Annotated in this window: 18 protein-coding genes and 5 tRNA genes; 21 read left to right on the forward strand and 2 right to left on the reverse strand. The window is 42.7% G+C overall.

What is annotated here, in order from left to right:
- From Q7S11_00300 to Q7S11_00380, 17 genes are all read left to right on the forward strand, one after another.
- On the forward strand, positions 1–982 hold a 982-nt coding region (locus Q7S11_00300), incomplete at its 5' end, for a type II secretion system F family protein (GenBank protein ID MDO8572196.1).
- Between the two features lie 310 nt (positions 983–1,292).
- Positions 1,293–1,778: a type II secretion system protein gene (locus Q7S11_00305; GenBank protein ID MDO8572197.1), complete on the forward strand. Its 486-nt coding sequence runs from the start codon at positions 1,293–1,295 to the stop codon at positions 1,776–1,778.
- Between the two features lie 224 nt (positions 1,779–2,002).
- Entirely contained in the window at positions 2,003–2,677 is a 675-nt protein-coding gene (locus Q7S11_00310; protein ID MDO8572198.1) for a transposase, read from the forward strand.
- Positions 2,678–2,941: 264 nt separating this feature from the next.
- Positions 2,942–3,766, forward strand: coding sequence for a prepilin peptidase (locus tag Q7S11_00315; protein ID MDO8572199.1), 825 nt, complete (start codon positions 2,942–2,944; stop codon positions 3,764–3,766).
- Positions 3,767–3,806: 40 nt separating this feature from the next.
- Complete coding sequence (locus Q7S11_00320) at positions 3,807–4,439, forward strand: type II secretion system protein (protein MDO8572200.1); 633 nt, start codon at positions 3,807–3,809, stop codon at positions 4,437–4,439.
- An 18-nt stretch (positions 4,440–4,457) separates the two neighbouring features.
- Positions 4,458–5,171: a hypothetical protein gene (locus Q7S11_00325; GenBank protein ID MDO8572201.1), complete on the forward strand. Its 714-nt coding sequence runs from the start codon at positions 4,458–4,460 to the stop codon at positions 5,169–5,171.
- 44 nt (positions 5,172–5,215) lie between these two features.
- On the forward strand, positions 5,216–5,773 hold the full coding sequence (locus Q7S11_00330; protein ID MDO8572202.1) for a type II secretion system protein: 558 nt from the start codon (positions 5,216–5,218) through the stop codon (positions 5,771–5,773).
- 28 nt (positions 5,774–5,801) lie between these two features.
- A complete protein-coding gene (locus Q7S11_00335) occupies positions 5,802–6,404 on the forward strand; it encodes a hypothetical protein (GenBank protein MDO8572203.1) in 603 nt (200 codons plus the stop codon).
- 165 nt (positions 6,405–6,569) lie between these two features.
- Entirely contained in the window at positions 6,570–8,624 is a 2,055-nt protein-coding gene (gene ligA / locus Q7S11_00340; GenBank protein ID MDO8572204.1) for an NAD-dependent DNA ligase LigA, read from the forward strand.
- Between the two features lie 95 nt (positions 8,625–8,719).
- Positions 8,720–9,001: an Asp-tRNA(Asn)/Glu-tRNA(Gln) amidotransferase subunit GatC gene (gene gatC / locus Q7S11_00345; GenBank protein MDO8572205.1), complete on the forward strand. Its 282-nt coding sequence runs from the start codon at positions 8,720–8,722 to the stop codon at positions 8,999–9,001.
- A 7-nt stretch (positions 9,002–9,008) separates the two neighbouring features.
- Positions 9,009–10,454 (forward strand): Asp-tRNA(Asn)/Glu-tRNA(Gln) amidotransferase subunit GatA, encoded by a 1,446-nt coding sequence (gatA, locus tag Q7S11_00350; protein MDO8572206.1) that lies wholly within the window; start codon positions 9,009–9,011, stop codon positions 10,452–10,454.
- 10 nt (positions 10,455–10,464) lie between these two features.
- Entirely contained in the window at positions 10,465–11,136 is a 672-nt protein-coding gene (locus Q7S11_00355) for a hypothetical protein (GenBank protein MDO8572207.1), read from the forward strand.
- Positions 11,137–11,224: 88 nt separating this feature from the next.
- A tRNA-Met gene (locus Q7S11_00360) sits at positions 11,225–11,295 on the forward strand.
- Between the two features lie 84 nt (positions 11,296–11,379).
- Positions 11,380–11,455, forward strand: a tRNA-Met gene (locus Q7S11_00365).
- Positions 11,456–11,632: 177 nt separating this feature from the next.
- Positions 11,633–11,704, forward strand: a tRNA-Asp gene (locus tag Q7S11_00370).
- A 335-nt stretch (positions 11,705–12,039) separates the two neighbouring features.
- Positions 12,040–12,115: transfer RNA gene (locus tag Q7S11_00375), tRNA-Thr, on the forward strand.
- Positions 12,116–12,119: 4 nt separating this feature from the next.
- Positions 12,120–12,192 (forward strand) — tRNA-Thr (locus Q7S11_00380).
- A gap of 3 nt (positions 12,193–12,195) precedes the next feature.
- On the opposite strand, the gene Q7S11_00385 is transcribed toward Q7S11_00380, so the two are convergent.
- Positions 12,196–12,942, reverse strand: coding sequence for a hypothetical protein (locus Q7S11_00385; protein MDO8572208.1), 747 nt, complete (start codon positions 12,940–12,942; stop codon positions 12,196–12,198).
- 9 nt (positions 12,943–12,951) lie between these two features.
- Positions 12,952–14,184, reverse strand: a complete 1,233-nt coding sequence (locus Q7S11_00390) for a glycosyltransferase (protein ID MDO8572209.1) — start codon at positions 14,182–14,184, stop codon at positions 12,952–12,954.
- 107 nt (positions 14,185–14,291) lie between these two features.
- Between Q7S11_00390 and Q7S11_00395 the strand changes: the two genes are divergently transcribed.
- The 4 genes from Q7S11_00395 (at position 14,292) to Q7S11_00410 (ending at position 17,248) form a co-directional block, all read left to right on the forward strand.
- On the forward strand, positions 14,292–15,164 hold the full coding sequence (locus Q7S11_00395; protein ID MDO8572210.1) for a PCRF domain-containing protein: 873 nt from the start codon (positions 14,292–14,294) through the stop codon (positions 15,162–15,164).
- A 50-nt stretch (positions 15,165–15,214) separates the two neighbouring features.
- On the forward strand, positions 15,215–15,901 hold the full coding sequence (locus Q7S11_00400; protein MDO8572211.1) for an ATP-binding cassette domain-containing protein: 687 nt from the start codon (positions 15,215–15,217) through the stop codon (positions 15,899–15,901).
- 134 nt (positions 15,902–16,035) lie between these two features.
- A complete protein-coding gene (locus Q7S11_00405; GenBank protein ID MDO8572212.1) occupies positions 16,036–16,962 on the forward strand; it encodes a permease-like cell division protein FtsX in 927 nt (308 codons plus the stop codon).
- A gap of 4 nt (positions 16,963–16,966) precedes the next feature.
- Complete coding sequence (locus tag Q7S11_00410; protein ID MDO8572213.1) at positions 16,967–17,248, forward strand: hypothetical protein; 282 nt, start codon at positions 16,967–16,969, stop codon at positions 17,246–17,248.
- Position 17,249 lies beyond the last annotated feature (1 nt).

The following is a 17,249-nucleotide window of genomic DNA, read 5'->3' on the forward strand; positions in this document are numbered from 1 at the left end:
ACTTTTTGAATCTCAAGTGTCCGCCTTGCGGTCGTTCAAGCTTCTCTCTGTCGAATTGGAGAATCCCCTGATGAGGAAAAAACTTTCTGAAATTGGAGATGACCTCCAGAGCGGAATGTCGATATCACAGGCGCTCAATAAGCATCCGAGCGTGTTCTCCGGTTTTTATGTGAACATGGTTCGCTCCGGAGAGGAGTCGGGAAAATTGAGCGAAACATTTGCATATCTCGCCGACTATCTCGAGCGGACCTACGAACTAACCTCAAAGGTCCGCGGAGCATTGGCGTACCCGGCATTCGTGTTCATGGTCTTTATTGTGATCATGGTTCTTCTGATGACTAAGATCGTGCCACAACTAGCCGATATGCTTAAGGCAGGAGGCCAAGAGCTTCCTGTGTATACAAAAATTATTATAGGCATAAGCGATTTCATGGTAAACTACGGATTATTTTTTCTCGTAGTGCTTATTATGGCAGGAGTGGCAGTGTGGCGATATAGCAAAGCGGGGGTCATTTCATTTTCCGCGATCAAATTAAAGCTCCCGCTCTTCGGTGATCTTTTTAGGAAAATTTACCTCGCGCGTATTTCAGACAATATGTACACCATGCTTTCAAGCGGGATCCCGATGATCAAATCGATAGAGATCAGCGCGAACGTCGTTGGAAACGACATATACAAAAAAATCCTTGAAGACGCCGCGGACGCGATCAAAACAGGGAACACGATGTCGTCCGCGCTGGTGGGGTATAAAGAAATCCCGGCAATTATGATCCAGATGATCAAGGTGGGTGAGGAGACGGGGCAAGTCGCGAATATTCTCCAAAAACTTGCGAAATTCTATCGCCGCGAGGTGGACACATCGGTTGAAACGCTTATTAGTCTTATTGAGCCAATATTGATGGTATTTTTGGGTCTTGGTGTCGGGATTGTCCTTGCCGCGGTCCTTATCCCGATCTACGACATCGCGGGAGGGATAAATTAGCTTCTAGCTTCCAGAGCTTCAGTAGCTTCAAAAGGTTTTAAATCAAGAAGCTTATAAGCCAAAGGTCCGACCCTGCCTACCGGCAGGCAGGCCTTAAGGCTCCCAAGGTCGGACCCTTGTAAATTACACGTTTTACGACCCTCACTTATCCACACCCGCTATTTCCTTGATTTTTTGATGATATATAATTACTACAGCCTAGAAACAAGCGCTTTCGTGTTATCTTTTGGTCGAATTTTCCTCTAAGCACGATAAGCGCAATAAGGTTGGTTATATATTATTAAAGTTTATTATTTAGAATAAGAAACAAATGAAAAAACGAGGTTTTACATTGATCGAACTTTTGGTCGTTATCGCCATTATTGGTATTCTCGCGTCAGTTGTGTTGGCATCGCTCAACACCGCGCGAACAAAAGGTTCAGACGCTGCAGGAAAAGCTCAAATGTCCGGGGCTCGTGCTCAAGCGGAACTTTTCTACGACAGTAATGGTAATAGCTATGATGGGGGTACTGCGGCGACAAATGTCTGTGATCCTGCTGGTTTAGCTGGCGGTGTAAGTGGAGTCAACGCACTTGTTTTAGCAGCTGCAAAGAACGCGCTTAGCACCGCTGTTGTTGGTGTTGACGATACTGTTACCACAGTACCTGCGACTGCTTCTTGTAACGCGACTGCTAATGCATATGCCGCCGAAGTTGCCTTAAAGGGCGGCTCTTTCTTTTGTGTAGATTCTACAGGGAAAGGGCAGGTTAATGCCGCTGCTGGTCTCGACAACACAGCAACCGACGTTAGTTGTTAATCTAGTAATTTTCAAATTCCACAAAAAACCACCCGAGCGGGTGGTTTTTTGATGGGGCACAAAGGACTTTCCTTTGTAAACCCTAATTATGGGGCACAAAGGACTTTCCTTTGTAAACCCTAATTATTAAAATCGAATTCTGGTTGGATCCAATCTCGCAGGGATAAGGGGGTCAGATAAGGGGGTCAGGTACCCTTTTCTTTTGGTTCTGATATACTAAATTCATGCCTCGCATCACTCGTACCGACATTGGCAATCATTGTTATCATGTCATAAATCGTGCCAACGCTCGACTCCCAATTTTCTTTACAGAAAAGGATTACATTTTGTTCGAGAATGTTTTAGAAGAAGCTCAAGAAAAGTTTTCTATGAGAATTCTCGCGTATTGCCTTATGCCAAATCATTTTCACCTCGTACTGTACCCAAGAAATGATGGTGATATGGGTAAATTCATGCAATGGCTCACACTCACTCATACGCAACGCTGGCATCAAATAAACAATACAAAGGGAACGGGGCACCTCTATCAAGGAAGGTACAAATCTTTTTTGATACAAGAAGACAACCATCTTCTTTCTGTCATTCGCTATGTGGAGCGAAATGCCCTTCGTGCAAAGCTTGTTAAAAAAGCAGAGAACTGGGGTTTCTGTAGTTTGGCGCGCAGGCTTTCAAGGGACACAAGAAAAAAGAAGCTTTTGTCAGCGTGGCCGATATCAGAACCCGAAGATTATCTTTTGTTTGTAAATACTCCGCAACCCAAAGAGGAAGAAGAAAATATTAGAGCATCTGTCGTAAGGGGGAAACCGTTGGGTACAGATACATGGACTGTAAAAGTGATAAAAAAATTTAGACTCGAAGCTACCATCCGCTCGCCATGGAGGCCCCAAAAGGGTACCTGACCCCCTTATTCTTATTCTTATTCCCTTATTCTGACCCCCTTATTTCCCTTATTTCTTATTTCTTATTTTTCTGACTGACCCCCTTTCTGACCCCCTTTCCCCCTTTCCTGACCTTTCCCCCCTTTCCTGACCCCCTTTCTAATAACAAAAAACCCCCACTTCTACAAAGGACTTTCCTTTGCATTCTCTGTTTCTTTGTTGATAGAACGAACCTTGATAAAACATTGATAATTTAAATGGTATGAACTGTGGTATTATACATATATGAACGTGTTTTTTTACACCATTTTTTTTATTCTCGGAACTATTGTTGGCAGTTTTCTCAATGTGGTGATTCTTCGCTATAACACCGGCGTGTCATTTTTTTCTGGCAGATCATTTTGTCCCTCGTGCAATAAGAAACTTTCATGGTATGAGCTTGTGCCAATAGTAAGTTTTTTTGTGCTTCGTGGAAAATGCGCCGGTTGTGGAAGCAAGATTTCTTTTCAGTATCCACTTATTGAATTAACAACAGGGCTTTTGTTTCTAGTTACAAGTTATAAGTTACAGGTTACAGGTTTTGACGCCCACTATCTACTATCTACTATCTACTATCTACTCATCTGGAGCCTTCTCATAGTAATCTCCATCTACGACCTTCGCCATAAAATTATCCCTGACTTCCCTGTGTTTATTTTTTCTGGTCTTGCGCTTGTGTACCTTGTCGTAAGCGCAGGTTTCGGAAATATATTACACGCACCTCACTCATGGGATTTACTTGCGGGACCTTTGTTCGCTCTTCCTTTTGCCGCGCTGTGGTATTTCTCACAAGGAAGGTGGATGGGGCTTGGCGATGCGAAACTTGCCCTTGGAATTGGGTGGTTTCTTGGGCTCATCAAGGGTGGTTCGGCAATTATTCTCGGATTTTGGATGGGAGCGATTGTAGGGCTTATGCTCGTTGTTTTAAGCAAGCTTTCTTTTGCTAAGCGATTTCGCTCGAAATTTGGAATGAAAAGTGAAATTCCTTTCGGCCCATTTTTGATTCTGGGAACTATTCTCATATTCTTTTTCAACATCAACCTCTTTGATTTAGGGTTCGTATTGTTCTAAACTATAGAGATAGGAAAAGATTTTTATTTAAAAAGTAATCATGTTTTTAAAACGCAAAAAGGGGTTGTTTAAAAAAGGAGGATTTACACTCATCGAGCTTCTCGTTGTGTTTTTTATTATGGTCTCAATACTCGCAATCATTATTCCTGACTACCTATCATATTCAGATAAAAGTGATTTTGATAATTTGACACTCGATATTGCCCTAACTATACGTGAAGCGCAGAGCTATGGGATAAGCGCAAAAGAAACATTTGCGGGTTCAGGTAACTTCGACATCCCCTATGGTGTTCATTTTGATATAAATAAACCCAACGAATTTCTCTTTTTTGAAGATACCAATAAAGATTATATGTATATTGATACAGATGATACTGTTATCAGTACTTACACCGTGAAACCCGGATATGCTCTTAGTGGTTTGTGTCGCGTGAAAGATGATGGTAACTCTGATAAGTGTAAAGTCGAGTGCTTGAGCACGACATTTAGAAGACCATCTCCCAATGCGTGGATGGGTATGAGAAAAAAACAAGGAAGTAGCTGTAGTAATATTTTGGATGGTGGTGTGAGCAGGCTTCAAGATAACGTGCGCATAGAACTTACTTCTCCAAGCGGAACAACAAAGAGTATCAACATAACTCCTTTTGGAAGTGTTTCAGTGCCGAATAATTAATGATGTATTTTGAAAATCGTGAAATATAACCAGAAAAAAACTTTTTTCAATAATGAACGCGAGCGGGGGTTTATCCCATACGAGAGAACGCAATTTGACACTCAATCAGTGAAAAAAAACTTCAGGAGAAAAATAACTGACTCTCGTACGGGATTTACTCTCGTTGAACTCATTGTTTCGATGTCACTGTTTATTGTTGTTGTTTTTATTACCACCTCCGCATTTCTTACCCTTGCTGACTTGAGCAAGAAAGCCAGTGCAACCAGAATCGCCATTGATAATTTGAGCGTTGCGGTTGAAGACATGGCGCGAAAATTGAGGACGGGATACTATTATCGATGTGCGGGCGAGGATGCATACGCAGATTTGGCCATACCGCCTGTCCCGCGTGATTGTTCGTCATCCACCTCGCTTGATAATTCATCCATATCATTTCAATGGAGTGAGACAAGTGCTCTTGCTGCATATTGGTTGGTAGTGGATCCAGGTAGTGGTAGGGGGCGAATAATGTTCGGTGATGCTAGTGGTGTCGGAGGGCTCTCCTGGTCAGATTATCTGACTTCTCCCGAAATCAATATCACTAATCTTAAATTTTACGTCATAGGTGCCGAAGGAGTAGGACTGGAACAGCCCCGTGTTAATATTGTAGTGCAGGGAATTGCGGGCATGGATGTTAAAACCCAATCAAATTTCACCATCTATACATCGGTGACACAACGGTCTCCAAAATAATAGAGTGAGAGAAAATACATATATGATTTTTTTTAAATTTAAAAATGAGTAAAAAGATTTACAGCAAAAAAGGATTTACTCTTGTGGAAACACTTGTTGCGATATCGATTTTGTTAATGGCTGTGGTTGCTCCACTTACCATCCTCGCTAAAAACATAAGTGCGGCATTTGATGCAAAAAACAAAGTTACTGCGCTGTATCTCGCGGAAGACGCGATTGATTTTGTAAAATACAAAATTGCGACAAAGTTCAATGCGGGCGATCCGGGTTGGCTTGATTGGCCCCCTGCAAATCCATCGTGTCCCGGTGACGGTGATGGGGGAGGGCCATATTGCAGAGTTGATTCTTTCGCCGACGAAATAATTTCGTGCGCTGGTTCGGATTGTGTTCTTTTATTTGATTCCACGACAGGGGTATATGGGTACGTTTCTGGTTCGGCATCCAAGTTCACAAGAACCGTCACTGTTGCAAACGCTTCGCAAGACCCTAATCCAAATACGCCGTCCTCTGATGAGGTTGTTATAACCGCAACAGTTTTGTGGCAAGATCATGGAGTGGATAAAAAAACCACTATATCAGAACATGCATTTGCGTGGAGATAGTCTGAATATATGCTAAAAATACATCAATATGATCCAAGCGACACACAAAGATAATACGAAAACATCATTAAACCATGGCGGGGCGCTTATTCTCGGGCTTATGATTGCGAGCATCCTCCTTTCGGTGGGAATGGGGATTTCTAATATTGCACTGAAAGAGATAAAACTCTCATCAATTGGCAACAAATCCGGCATTGCGTTTTATATGGCTGATACAGGTATCGAGTGTGCACTGTATTGGGACTCACAATCAACAACAACCGTTGATAGGATTGATGATGGAATTGCCAATAACAGTGCGGCATATGTTTTCGCCACTTCATCTGTGTCCGGAAGTTATCCCAACCCCAATACTCACCGTATTAAATGTTTTGATGGGGTTGATATCACCGGAGGAACTGATAGTGGGAAGCCACAGTGGAGTCTTGTGTATGGTGCTGGTCCGAGTGCGACGACTACCTTCGAACTTCGCGATCCCACCAACGATACAAAACCCTGCGTAGTGGTGGCTGTCGGCAAGCGCGATAATGGCAGTGGTGCTTTTTTTACAACCATTGATTCTCGTGGCAGGAGCTCGTGTGATTCAACTGACCTTCGCCGAGTAGAACGGGGACTTAAGGTTTTCTACTAAGTTTCCAAAGCCTCGCTTTGGAAATTGAAAGAATGTATATATCCCCCGCTTACCTGTTTGTGCCATAAGCACAAATAGGTAAGCGGGGGATATTCTTGATTCCACTCTCTTCATTTGGTGTCCCACTCTCCAAGATTTCCCCTGTGTGCGGTATACTATGCGGATATGGTCTTACTAGGTAACACAAATCCAAGGGCATCCCTTGGAACATTGAATAAAGCGCGAGAGCGCGCGGAGAAATTGCGCGTGACCATCGACCGACATCGCTACCTCTATCACGTACTCGACAAGCCCGACATAACCGATGAAGCATACGATTCGCTTATGGAGGAGCTTCGTGTCATAGAGGAGAAATTCCCCAACCTACAGACTCCCGACAGTCCCACACAAAGGGTTGGCGGAGAGCCACGCACATTGTTTAAAAAAGTTACCCATGAAATGCGCCAGTGGTCGTATGACGACGTGTTTAGCCACGACGGTCTGCTTAAGTGGGAAACGCGTGCGAAACGTTTTATCGATAACCACCCGGAACTTTCTCGTGAAAAACTAGCATATTGTACGGAATTGAAAATCGACGGTCTCAAGATTATCCTTACTTATAAAAATGGTCTCTTGGTGCGAGGGGCGACACGCGGGAATGGGGTGGTCGGTGAAGATGTCACACACAATCTTAAAACGATCCAAAGTATTCCTCTTACTCTTAATAAAAAAATTAATATAATTGTTGTTGGTGAAGCGTGGATGAAAAAAAGTGAACTTGCGCGTATCAATAAAGAACGTGAACAGCACGGGGGGCAATTGTTTGCGAACACACGCAACGCCGCCGCGGGATCTATTCGTCAACTTGATCCGAAAATTGCCGCATCCCGCAGGCTCAATTCTTTTATATATGACATTGATAAAATCGAAGGTTTCCCTATGCCAAAAACACAAGAAGGCGAACTCAAGCTTCTCCAAGAACTTGGTTTCAAGGTAAATCCACACCACGATGTTTCTCAAAATGTTGCCGACATCGAGAATTTTTATCAGAAATGGATCGATAAAAAAGATAAAGAAGAATATGGTATTGACGGTATTGTTATTAAAATCAATTCTCGCGTGATTCAAGAAGTACTTGGGTATACCGGGAAATCTCCACGGTGGGGCGTTGCGTATAAATTCCCCGCGGAGCAAGTAACGACCGTTGTTGAAAGTATTGTGCTCCAAGTGGGGAGAACAGGTGTGCTCACTCCTGTTGCACATCTGCACCCGGTTCTTGTTGCAGGCTCTGTGGTGTCGCGTGCCACACTTCATAACGAAGACGAGATCAAGCGTCTTGATGTGCGCGTAGGAGATACTGTGGTGCTTCAGAAGGCGGGGGACGTGATTCCGGACATTGTTTCTGTTATCAAAGAATTAAGGACTGGCAACGAAAAGCCGTATGTATTTCCTAAAACTGTTCCTGATTGCGGAGGTCCGATCGAACGCATCTCTGGACAAGCAGCATATCGGTGCATAAATAAAAACTCATTTGCGCAAAAGCGCAGAAAGTTTTACCATTTTGTGTCAAAGCACGCTTTTGATATTCCCGGGATGGGGCCGAAAATCATTGACGCGCTTCTCGACAGCAATCTCATTGCGTCCTATGATGATATTTTTACACTTAAGAAGGGGGATCTTCTTGCTTTACCACGATTTGGGGAAAAATCTGTGGACAATCTTCTTGTGGCAATAGAAAAAGCACATACCGTAGAGCTTTCAAGATTTATCGTCGCACTTTCAATTGAACACGTTGGGGAGGAAACAGCAGAAGATCTTGCAGAAGCGTTTAAAAATATCGAAACAATTGAGCATGTAAAAAAAGAAGCCCTCGAGCATATTCCCGGCGTTGGTGGCATTGTCACAGATTCTGTTTATCACTGGTTCCGTGATGAACAAAATAAAAAACTTTTGAAACGTCTTCTTCGTGAAGTAACCATTAGACCCGTAAAATTTATACCAGGTGTTGCAAAACCACTTGCAGGGAAAACATTCGTACTTACTGGAACTTTGACTGCTATGTCGCGTGATGAAGCAAAGAAAAAAATAAAATTGCTTGGTGGACATGTGGTTGGTTCAGTATCGGGAAGTACCGATTTTCTGGTTGCGGGAGAAAATCCTGGGTCAAAATACGACAATGCCAAACGTCTCGGCGTTCCCATTCTCTCGGAAAACGAATTTCTCGAAATGTTTGCCCCGTGAGAAGCCATATAGACCCAACTTCAGAGTTTCCATAAACCACAAAACTCAAATTTCCCAAGCTTCTCGTGGGGCTCAAAAAGTGATAATATAGCTCCATGATTGAGAAAAAAGACATCGAAAAACTCGCAACACTCTGCCGAATCGAGGTCTCGGAAGAAGAAAGGGATATTTTGTGCAAGGATATGGAATCTATTCTTGATTATGTTTCCCAGATCAAGGGAGCAGTTTCCGAAGTGCCACTCAAGGAAGGGGGCGAATTGAGGAATGTGATGAGAGGGGACAATGATCCACACCCCAAGGGAATGTACACAAAAGAAATTATGGATGAAGTTCCCGATACAGAAAATGGGTATGTGAAGGTTAAGCAGATTCTCTAATATGAGTATTGATCTCAAAACACTCACCATAAAAAAAGCTCATGAACACCTTGCACAGGGCGATTTTTCTGCCATGGAACTTTCCGAAGCGTATCTTAAAAATATTGAAGCGCACAACAAAAATATCAATGCATATCTTGAAGTATTTAATGACATAGAAGAACAAGCCAAAGAATCACAAAAAATTATAGAATCAAAGAAAGGCGGAATATTTACGGGCATTCCCATCGCAGTGAAGGACAACATTTTAATAAAAGGAAAACGAGCAAGTTCCGCGTCAAAAATTCTTGAAGGATATACAGCAACTTATGATGCAACGGTAATTAAAAAATTGAAAGCGGATGGCGCGGTGTTTTTAGGAAGAACGAATATGGATGAGTTTGCCATGGGGGGATCGACCGAAAATTCTGCCTTTGGGGCAACAAAGAACCCCCTTGATATTTCTAGGGTTCCCGGCGGTTCTTCGGGCGGCTCTGCCGCCGCCGTTGCGATGGATGGCGCACTTGTAGCACTTGGTTCGGATACAGGGGGATCTATCAGACAACCCGCCTCATTTTGTGGGCTTGTCGGGCTTAAACCAACCTACGGTGCAGTTTCAAGATATGGCCTTATGGCAATGGCATCGTCGCTCGACCAAATCGGACCATTCGGAAAAACCGTTGAAGACGCGGAAATTTTGTTCAATGTGATCGGGGGGCATGATCCGATGGACAGCACTTCTTCGCCTCGCGAGGCACGGAACAACACGGACATAACACAGAATGATCCAGGGAAAAAAATAACGATTGGAATTCCCAAAGACATTGTCGATTCACCAGGAATAGATTCGGCAGTGCTCAAAAATTTTAATGAAACAATCACAAAACTTAAGAACGTAGGATATTTGATTAAGGAAATTACACTGCCACACATGCACTACGCGCTATCGGTGTATTACATCATCATGCCTGCGGAAGCCTCCACCAACCTCGCGCGTTTTGATGGTGTGCGCTATGGTTTATCACAAAAAGGAGCAACACCGTTTGAGGATTATGCAAAAACCCGAGGAGAAGGGTTTGGAAGAGAAGTGCGTCGCCGAATACTTTTGGGAACCTATGTTCTCTCATCAGGATATTACGATGCATATTACAATAAAGCATGGAGTCTTCGTTCTTTAATGGGTAAGGATTTTGAACAGGCCTTTAAAGATGTCGATGTTATTGCAACGCCAACAACTCCTACGCCTGCATTTAAGATTGGGGAGAAAAGTAATGACCCACTTGCCATGTATCTCGCGGATGTTTTCACGGTTCCCGCGAACCTCATTGGTATTCCAGCACTATCAGTGCCTTCGGGATATGATGATCGCGATGGGAAAAAACTTCCCTTGGGACTGCAGCTCATGGCGCCTCATTTCGAAGAAGCATTACTATTCAAGATAGGGAAGGATGTTTTTGGATCTTCGGCATCATAAAAGGAAATGTATGGCAGAAAAAGGAACAGGAGGGAAAAACAAAGTAGGATTTGAAAATGACGCAATCGATTATGTGATTTTTTCGTTTGTCATTCTTGCTGTTATAAGTGCCACGTTTGGAATCCATGACATCAATGATGTGCCTCAGGTTCTTAAGAAAGGTTACGAGACGTATATCAAATTATCCAGTGATATGGTTGTGTCGTGGATTATTTCTTATACTGCACTCTTTAAAACAATTTCTTTTCTTATTATCATGCTTTCTGTTGCCGGCATCGTTTATATTTTTTTGCGATTACGAAGATTACAGGCGCAAGAACATGAGAAATATAAGGCTGTGGATGTTGAGGGTGAGGATGCGAAAGCGAGACAAGTTCAATGGGAAATTATTCTCAAGCATATGGCATCAGAAAATAATGCTGAATGGAAGCTGGGAATTCTTGAGGCCGATAATATCCTCGATGAACTTTTAGAAGAACGTGGATATCGCGGAGAGACTCTTGGTGATCGACTGAAGTTTGCTGAATCAAAGGGACTTAAAACGCTTAACGACGCGTGGGAGGCACACAAGGCGCGTAATAAGATTGTACACGAAGAAGCAACGTCGCCACTTAATAAACGCGATGCGCGGAAAATCATTGACCTGTATGAAAAAGTGTTTAAAGAACTAGGATATCTTTAGCCTGTCTGTCGGCAGGTTGCATTACGTGTCGTGGTTGGTATATAATCTCACTATCTTAAAAACGCCTAAAAAGCGTTTTTGACATTATAGCGGGGTGGAGGAGTGGTACCTCGCAAGGCTCATAACCTTGAGACACCGGTTCAAATCCGGTCCCCGCAACAAGTTTATAAAAAAGCCGTTCGCTTTAGGCGGGCGGCTTTTTTATTGAAAAGTACGTTTAAAAATGATATTGTTTCGTGTATTGCCGGGGTAGCTCAGTGGTTAGAGCGGGCGTTTCATAAGCGCCAGGTCGGCAGTTCAAATCTGCCCTCCGGCACCATAAAATGATCTCTTATTAAATACATCTTAGGTGGTGGATATTAGTTGACTAATGTCTACTGTGAGCTATCAGGGGTATTTTGAAATTGTATGGTTTTATGTATAATCATGAAGTCCCAATATTAAATAACCTTTTTCTTGAGCGGAAGAAAAATGTATTTAGTAGATACATAAAAATGCGGCTGTAGTTCAACGGTAGAACACTCGCCTGTCACGCGAGAGGTCGTGGGGTCAGCACCCATCAGCCGCGCAAAACAAAACCCCGAAAGGGGTTTTAATTTGCGCGGCTGAAACAAGTGACCTGCGTCATTTGTGGTGGGTGATGACGGGCGGAGCGATGTTTTGCCAGCAGGCAAAACCGCGAGCCGGGGTAGCGAAATTTTCGAGCGGCGGCGAGGAAATATTTGTGACCAGCACCCATCAGCCGCGCATCTAAAAAATCCTCCGACCTAGGCGGAGGATTTTTGTTTGAAAATATCCCGATAATACTATACTATGTGGGCTGGTCTCACAATAGACATGTGCCCTTGAACATTTTGCCCTACAAAATGTTCGGGCGAACAATTTTTGAAGAAAGTTGTTTTAGCCGTTGTAGCTCAGTTGGTAGAGCACGTTCTTGGTAAGAACGAGGTCTCCGGTTCAATCCCGGACAACGGCTCCAACTCGCCACCTTAGCTCAGTTGGTAGAGCAGTGCTTTCGTAAAGCAAAGGTCCCCAGTTCAATTCTGGGAGGTGGCTCAATTATTTTTTCTTTTGCGTTGTCGTCGCCGTCGAGGTTGCGGTGTTTTGCGCCTTTTCGCGCGCAGCCTTGAGTTTCACAAGTATCGGCATAAGGTTCTCGATCTCTTCGCGGCTCTTGAATCCGTAATGAGTTTCGTCCCCTGCCTGCGCCGTGCCCGTCGTGGCAGGCAGGCCAATAATAATAGCAGGGAGCGTGTTTTTAAGCTTGAAAACCGCTTGCAGGGTTTTTATGATAGGAAAGTCAAGATTGTAATCAAACGAATACACTCGAAGTTCAGGGTATTCTTCGCGGAGATCGGTAAGCACATACCCTTCTTTTTTGCAGTCAGCGCAGTCTCCTTTATTTGAATAGAAATAGAGTATAAAAATTAATTTTTGTTTGCATTTTTGATCCACCTGCTTCATGAGCAAATAGTCCTTAACTTGAAGGACCGAATAATATTTCTTTAGGCGAATGACTTCCGGATTGGTCACTCCCAGATTTTCTTCGGCATAGGTTAGTTTTTCGGCGATGGAATTAAGCTCTTGTGACAAAACTGAATTATCAATCGCTTTGCACGAGAGTTCTTTTAAGAGGTTGAATTGTGTTTCTGACGAAAGAAGATCAAGTGCTATTTTATCCTCGATCGACTGGATGTTTTGAATTCGTTTTTTATCGGAATAATTACTGATTGCAAACGCGGTGAAAAAGATCACTGACGTGATAATAAACACAAAAATATATTTTCTGTAATCATCAAAATTCATAAGGTTAATTTATTTCCAAGAGCTTTTTTTTGAGAGCGCGCTGTTGTAGAGAGCTTTCGTGAGCCACATGGGCGCCATGAGTCCGTACAACAAAAGGAAATATAAGATATCGCGTGATGGCTTCATGGTGCCCCCAGAAAGCTTTTTCCCGTTAACAAGAATAAGTAATGTGGTGACGAGGGTGAAAATAATGAGAATGGGAAGTGACTGCGTGTTAAGGAAAAACCAATCAACACCTATTCCATCCCATTGAAATCCGACTGTTTGAAATTTTACAATTTTTTCTAACATATAGTTAGCGAAGTTTATAACAACAAATCCCGCCATATAGACGGCGCCTATGATTGATGCGATTGCGAACGGGAGGGTGAGTATTCCGAGATGCCCATATTTTTTATTAAATAGCATAAAACGATAGTCTAAAACATTTTTGAGAAATCCATATGTCCAACGAATGCGTTGATTGTAGAGCGCTCGTATCGTGTTTGGCGCAACAGTATACACATGTGCCATATGCGCGTTTTCTATACGGTAATGATTGCTTTGCATGCGAAGCGCAATCTCCATATCTTCAGTATTGTGCGCTTCCTTAAATCCTCCGAGCTCATCAAAAACTCTTTTTCTGAACAGGGAAAATGCCCCTGGAGTTACTTGGATGGTATTCATAATGCCGAACATTTTACGTACAAATATGCCCATATCATATTCAGCTTTTTGCATGCGCTCAAGTACAGTTTTAGGGTTCCAAATTTTAATTGCAGGCATTACCGCCATTATGGTTGCATCATCAAAACATTTCACAATTTCGATAAGTGCATTGGATGCGACAAAAGAATCGGCATCAAGACACCCCACAAGTTCTGTGTTTGTGAGTGAAAGACCTAAATTAAGTGCGGTATATTTTCCGCCGTTTTCTTTTTGAAGAAGGGTTACCTGCGGGTGGTATTCGAATGTTTTCATTACCTCAAAGGTACTGTCTGTACTTCCGTCATCAATAATAACGATATGCAACTTGTCTTTGGGGTAATCAAGCGAGAAAAGGGACTCGACAGTTCCTGCAACTGTTTTTTCCTCGTTATAGCAAGGGACAAGAACGGCAACTGATGGGTAGTGTGTGCTTGTGCGCGAGACTCGTTTCCCGATCATTTCCCTATTTTCAAAAAACGTAAGCAGAAGAAAAATCTGAAAATAGAGCGCCGCAAAAAGAAATATATAGGGTATGATTTGACTTACTTCGATCATGGGTTTAGAAGCCTAACGTAAGGCGCATCATAACAGCTTTTTGCTTAATTCGCAAACACCCCAATTTCCTTTTTTGTATTGGAATTTAATCTTGCTATAATCCTCTTATGGATAAAACCAAGGAACGAATTGCGGAACTTGAACAACACATGGCACTTCCTGATTTCTGGAAAAATAAGGACAAAGCCCAAGCACTTATAAGAGAGCTTCAAGAGCTTCGCGAAATACTTCTGGGAGTAGGGAAGTATGATAAAGGAAATGCAATCATAACAATTTTTTCCGGGGCGGGGGGTGACGACGCGGAAGATTTTTCGCATATGTTGTATGAAATGTATAGTAAGTATTTTGAAAAAAAAGGATGGGGGTCGTACCTTATTCATAAAAATGAGAATGATCATGGGGGGTATCGTAACATTACTATCGAAGTCGAAGGCAAGGGCGCGTATGGAACTCTTAAGAACGAGTCGGGGGTGCATCGTTTGGTAAGAATATCACCCTTTAGCTCAAAAAAATTGCGACACACTTCGTTTTCAATGGTCGAAGTGATTCCAAAGTTCGATAAGGAGGCAGATTTAGAAATTCCATCCCAGGATATCAGGGTTGAATTTGCACGATCATCAGGGCCTGGCGGGCAGAATGTGAATAAGCGCGAGACGGCGGTGCGCATTGTACATATACCGACAAAACTTGCAGTCCACGTGGAATCGGAACGTTCGCAGGCGCAAAATCGCGAGCGGGGGATGGGTATTCTTCGTGGGAAATTATATAAAAGAATGAAAGAAGAACGCGAAGCGAAAGAAAAATCAATGTATATAAGCAAAACAACGGATATTGAATGGGGAAATCAGATCAGGTCGTACGTTCTGCATCCTTACAAGATGATCAAGGATCATCGTACAAACGCAGAGACGAGCAATGTGACAGGAGTGCTTAAGGATGGCAACATCGACATTTTTATCGAAGCGGAAAAGAATTTGTAATAAAAAATTTTCTGCGGCTGTTGTAATGTGGTATGATTATAAAATAGTATATGATTTACTTCGACAAAGTTTCAAAGATATACCACAATAAAGCACGAACCATAGCTCTTGAGGATGTGACGTTTTCTGTTGAACTGGGAGAGTTTGTATCGGTCGTGGGGCATTCAGGGTCTGGCAAGACCACGCTTCTCAAAATGCTTCTGGCGGAAGAAAAACCGACATCAGGTACTGTTTCTTTTGAGTCCATCGATGTTCATTCGCTCGGGAATGGTGCAGTTTCAAGATTCAGAAGAAAAATTGGTGTGGTGTTTCAGGATTTTAAACTGCTTCCCCAAAAGACAACCTATGAAAACATTGCGTTTGCGATGGAGGCGGCCGGACGAACCGACGAAGAAATTGCTTCCGATGTTCCGCATGCTCTCGAACTCGTCGACCTTTCGTCAAAAATACTCAATTTTCCCCACGAACTTTCCGGAGGAGAGCGACAGAGAGTTGCTATCGCGCGTGCGATTATCAATCAACCCGATGTAATCATTGCCGATGAGCCCACGGGGAACTTAGACCCTATTAATACCTATGACATTGTTCAGATACTAAAGAAGATTAATGATCTTGGAACAACGGTGATTCTTACGACGCACAATAAGGGTGTCATCGATGCGTTGGGGAAGCGTGTTATTACGATGGAGAAAGGCAAGATTGCGCGGGATGATAAACAGGGGAAGTACGTTTTATAAACCAAAGAGCGTAGCGACTATGATTTATTAGATCGAGCACTTAGTAATTGTGTTAAGAGTATCGTGGTATAATGATTTCATATTAAAAACAGATGATTTTCTAAGACTCACTTCACTCGTTAAGAAAACCAACCATGTTCTGGACAAACACTAAACGCATATTTAGATCGGGGTTACTAAATTTTTGGAGACATGGGATTGTATCCCTTTCTTCAATTTTAGTGATGGTAGTCGCACTCTCCATGATCGGCTCAACTATTTTATTGAGTGCGTATCTTCATTCGACACTAAAAGAAATACAAGACAAAATTGACATCAATGTATACTTTCATACAGACACTACCGAAGAAGGGGTATTGAAGTTCAAGCAATCTCTCGAAAATCTACCAGAAGTCTTCTCGGTGTCGTATGTTTCAAAAGAACAAGCACTGGCGGATTTCAAGATGCGCCATGAAAATGACGAGCTCACTCTTCAAGCACTCAGTGAGTTGAGTGATAATCCACTTCGCCCCGTCCTTAACGTGAAAGCAAAAGAGACTTCCCAATATGAAAATATTGCGAAATTCCTTGACGTACAGAGTCCGCTTTCGGAAGGGGGGACTGCTGTAGTTGAAAAGGTTAATTACAATGACAACAAGAATGTAATCGATAAGCTCACAAAGATTATTGCAGGTGTTCAAAAACTTGGTCTCATTGGAACAGTGGTTCTTATTATTATTTCGATTCTTATCACATTCAACACAATCCGACTTGCCATTTACACCGCACGCGAGGAAATCGGCGTGATGCGTCTTGTGGGTGCGGACAATCGCTATATCCGCGGACCGTTCATTGTTGAAGGAATTCTTTACGGGGTTGCTTCGGCGGTGATTACGTTGAGTATTTTTTACCCCTTGACGCTCTGGATTAAAAACAATACCGTATCGTTTTATGGTGGCATCGATCTCTTCCAATATTATGTGGCGAATTTCTGGCAAATTTTAAGCATCATTCTTGCTTCTGGAGTCGCACTGGGCGTGATTGCTAGTTTTTTTGCAGTGAGGAGGTATTTGAACATTTAATTCTATGGCAAAAAAAACATACATTATTATCGCTGTTGTTTATTTCCTCTTCCAGATTGTGGTCCTTCTTGGCGGGAGAGCGTCTGCCGAGTATTCATGGGGGGAAACGCTTATAAGGATTGTTTTTATAGGGAGTCTTGCCTATGCTGGATATGGTGTAATGCTTATTGCACGTGCTCACATGGCAAGAGAAAAAATTTGGCCTCTTGTTGTTGCGACACTCTTGTCTGGATTCTGGGTGGTACTTGTCTCTGTTTTAACATTGGTCTCATTGTTTAGCAAATAAT

The sequence above is a fragment of the bacterium genome (assembly GCA_030648955.1).
GTDB lineage: Bacteria > Patescibacteriota > Minisyncoccia > Phycocordibacterales > JAUSHB01 > JAUSHB01.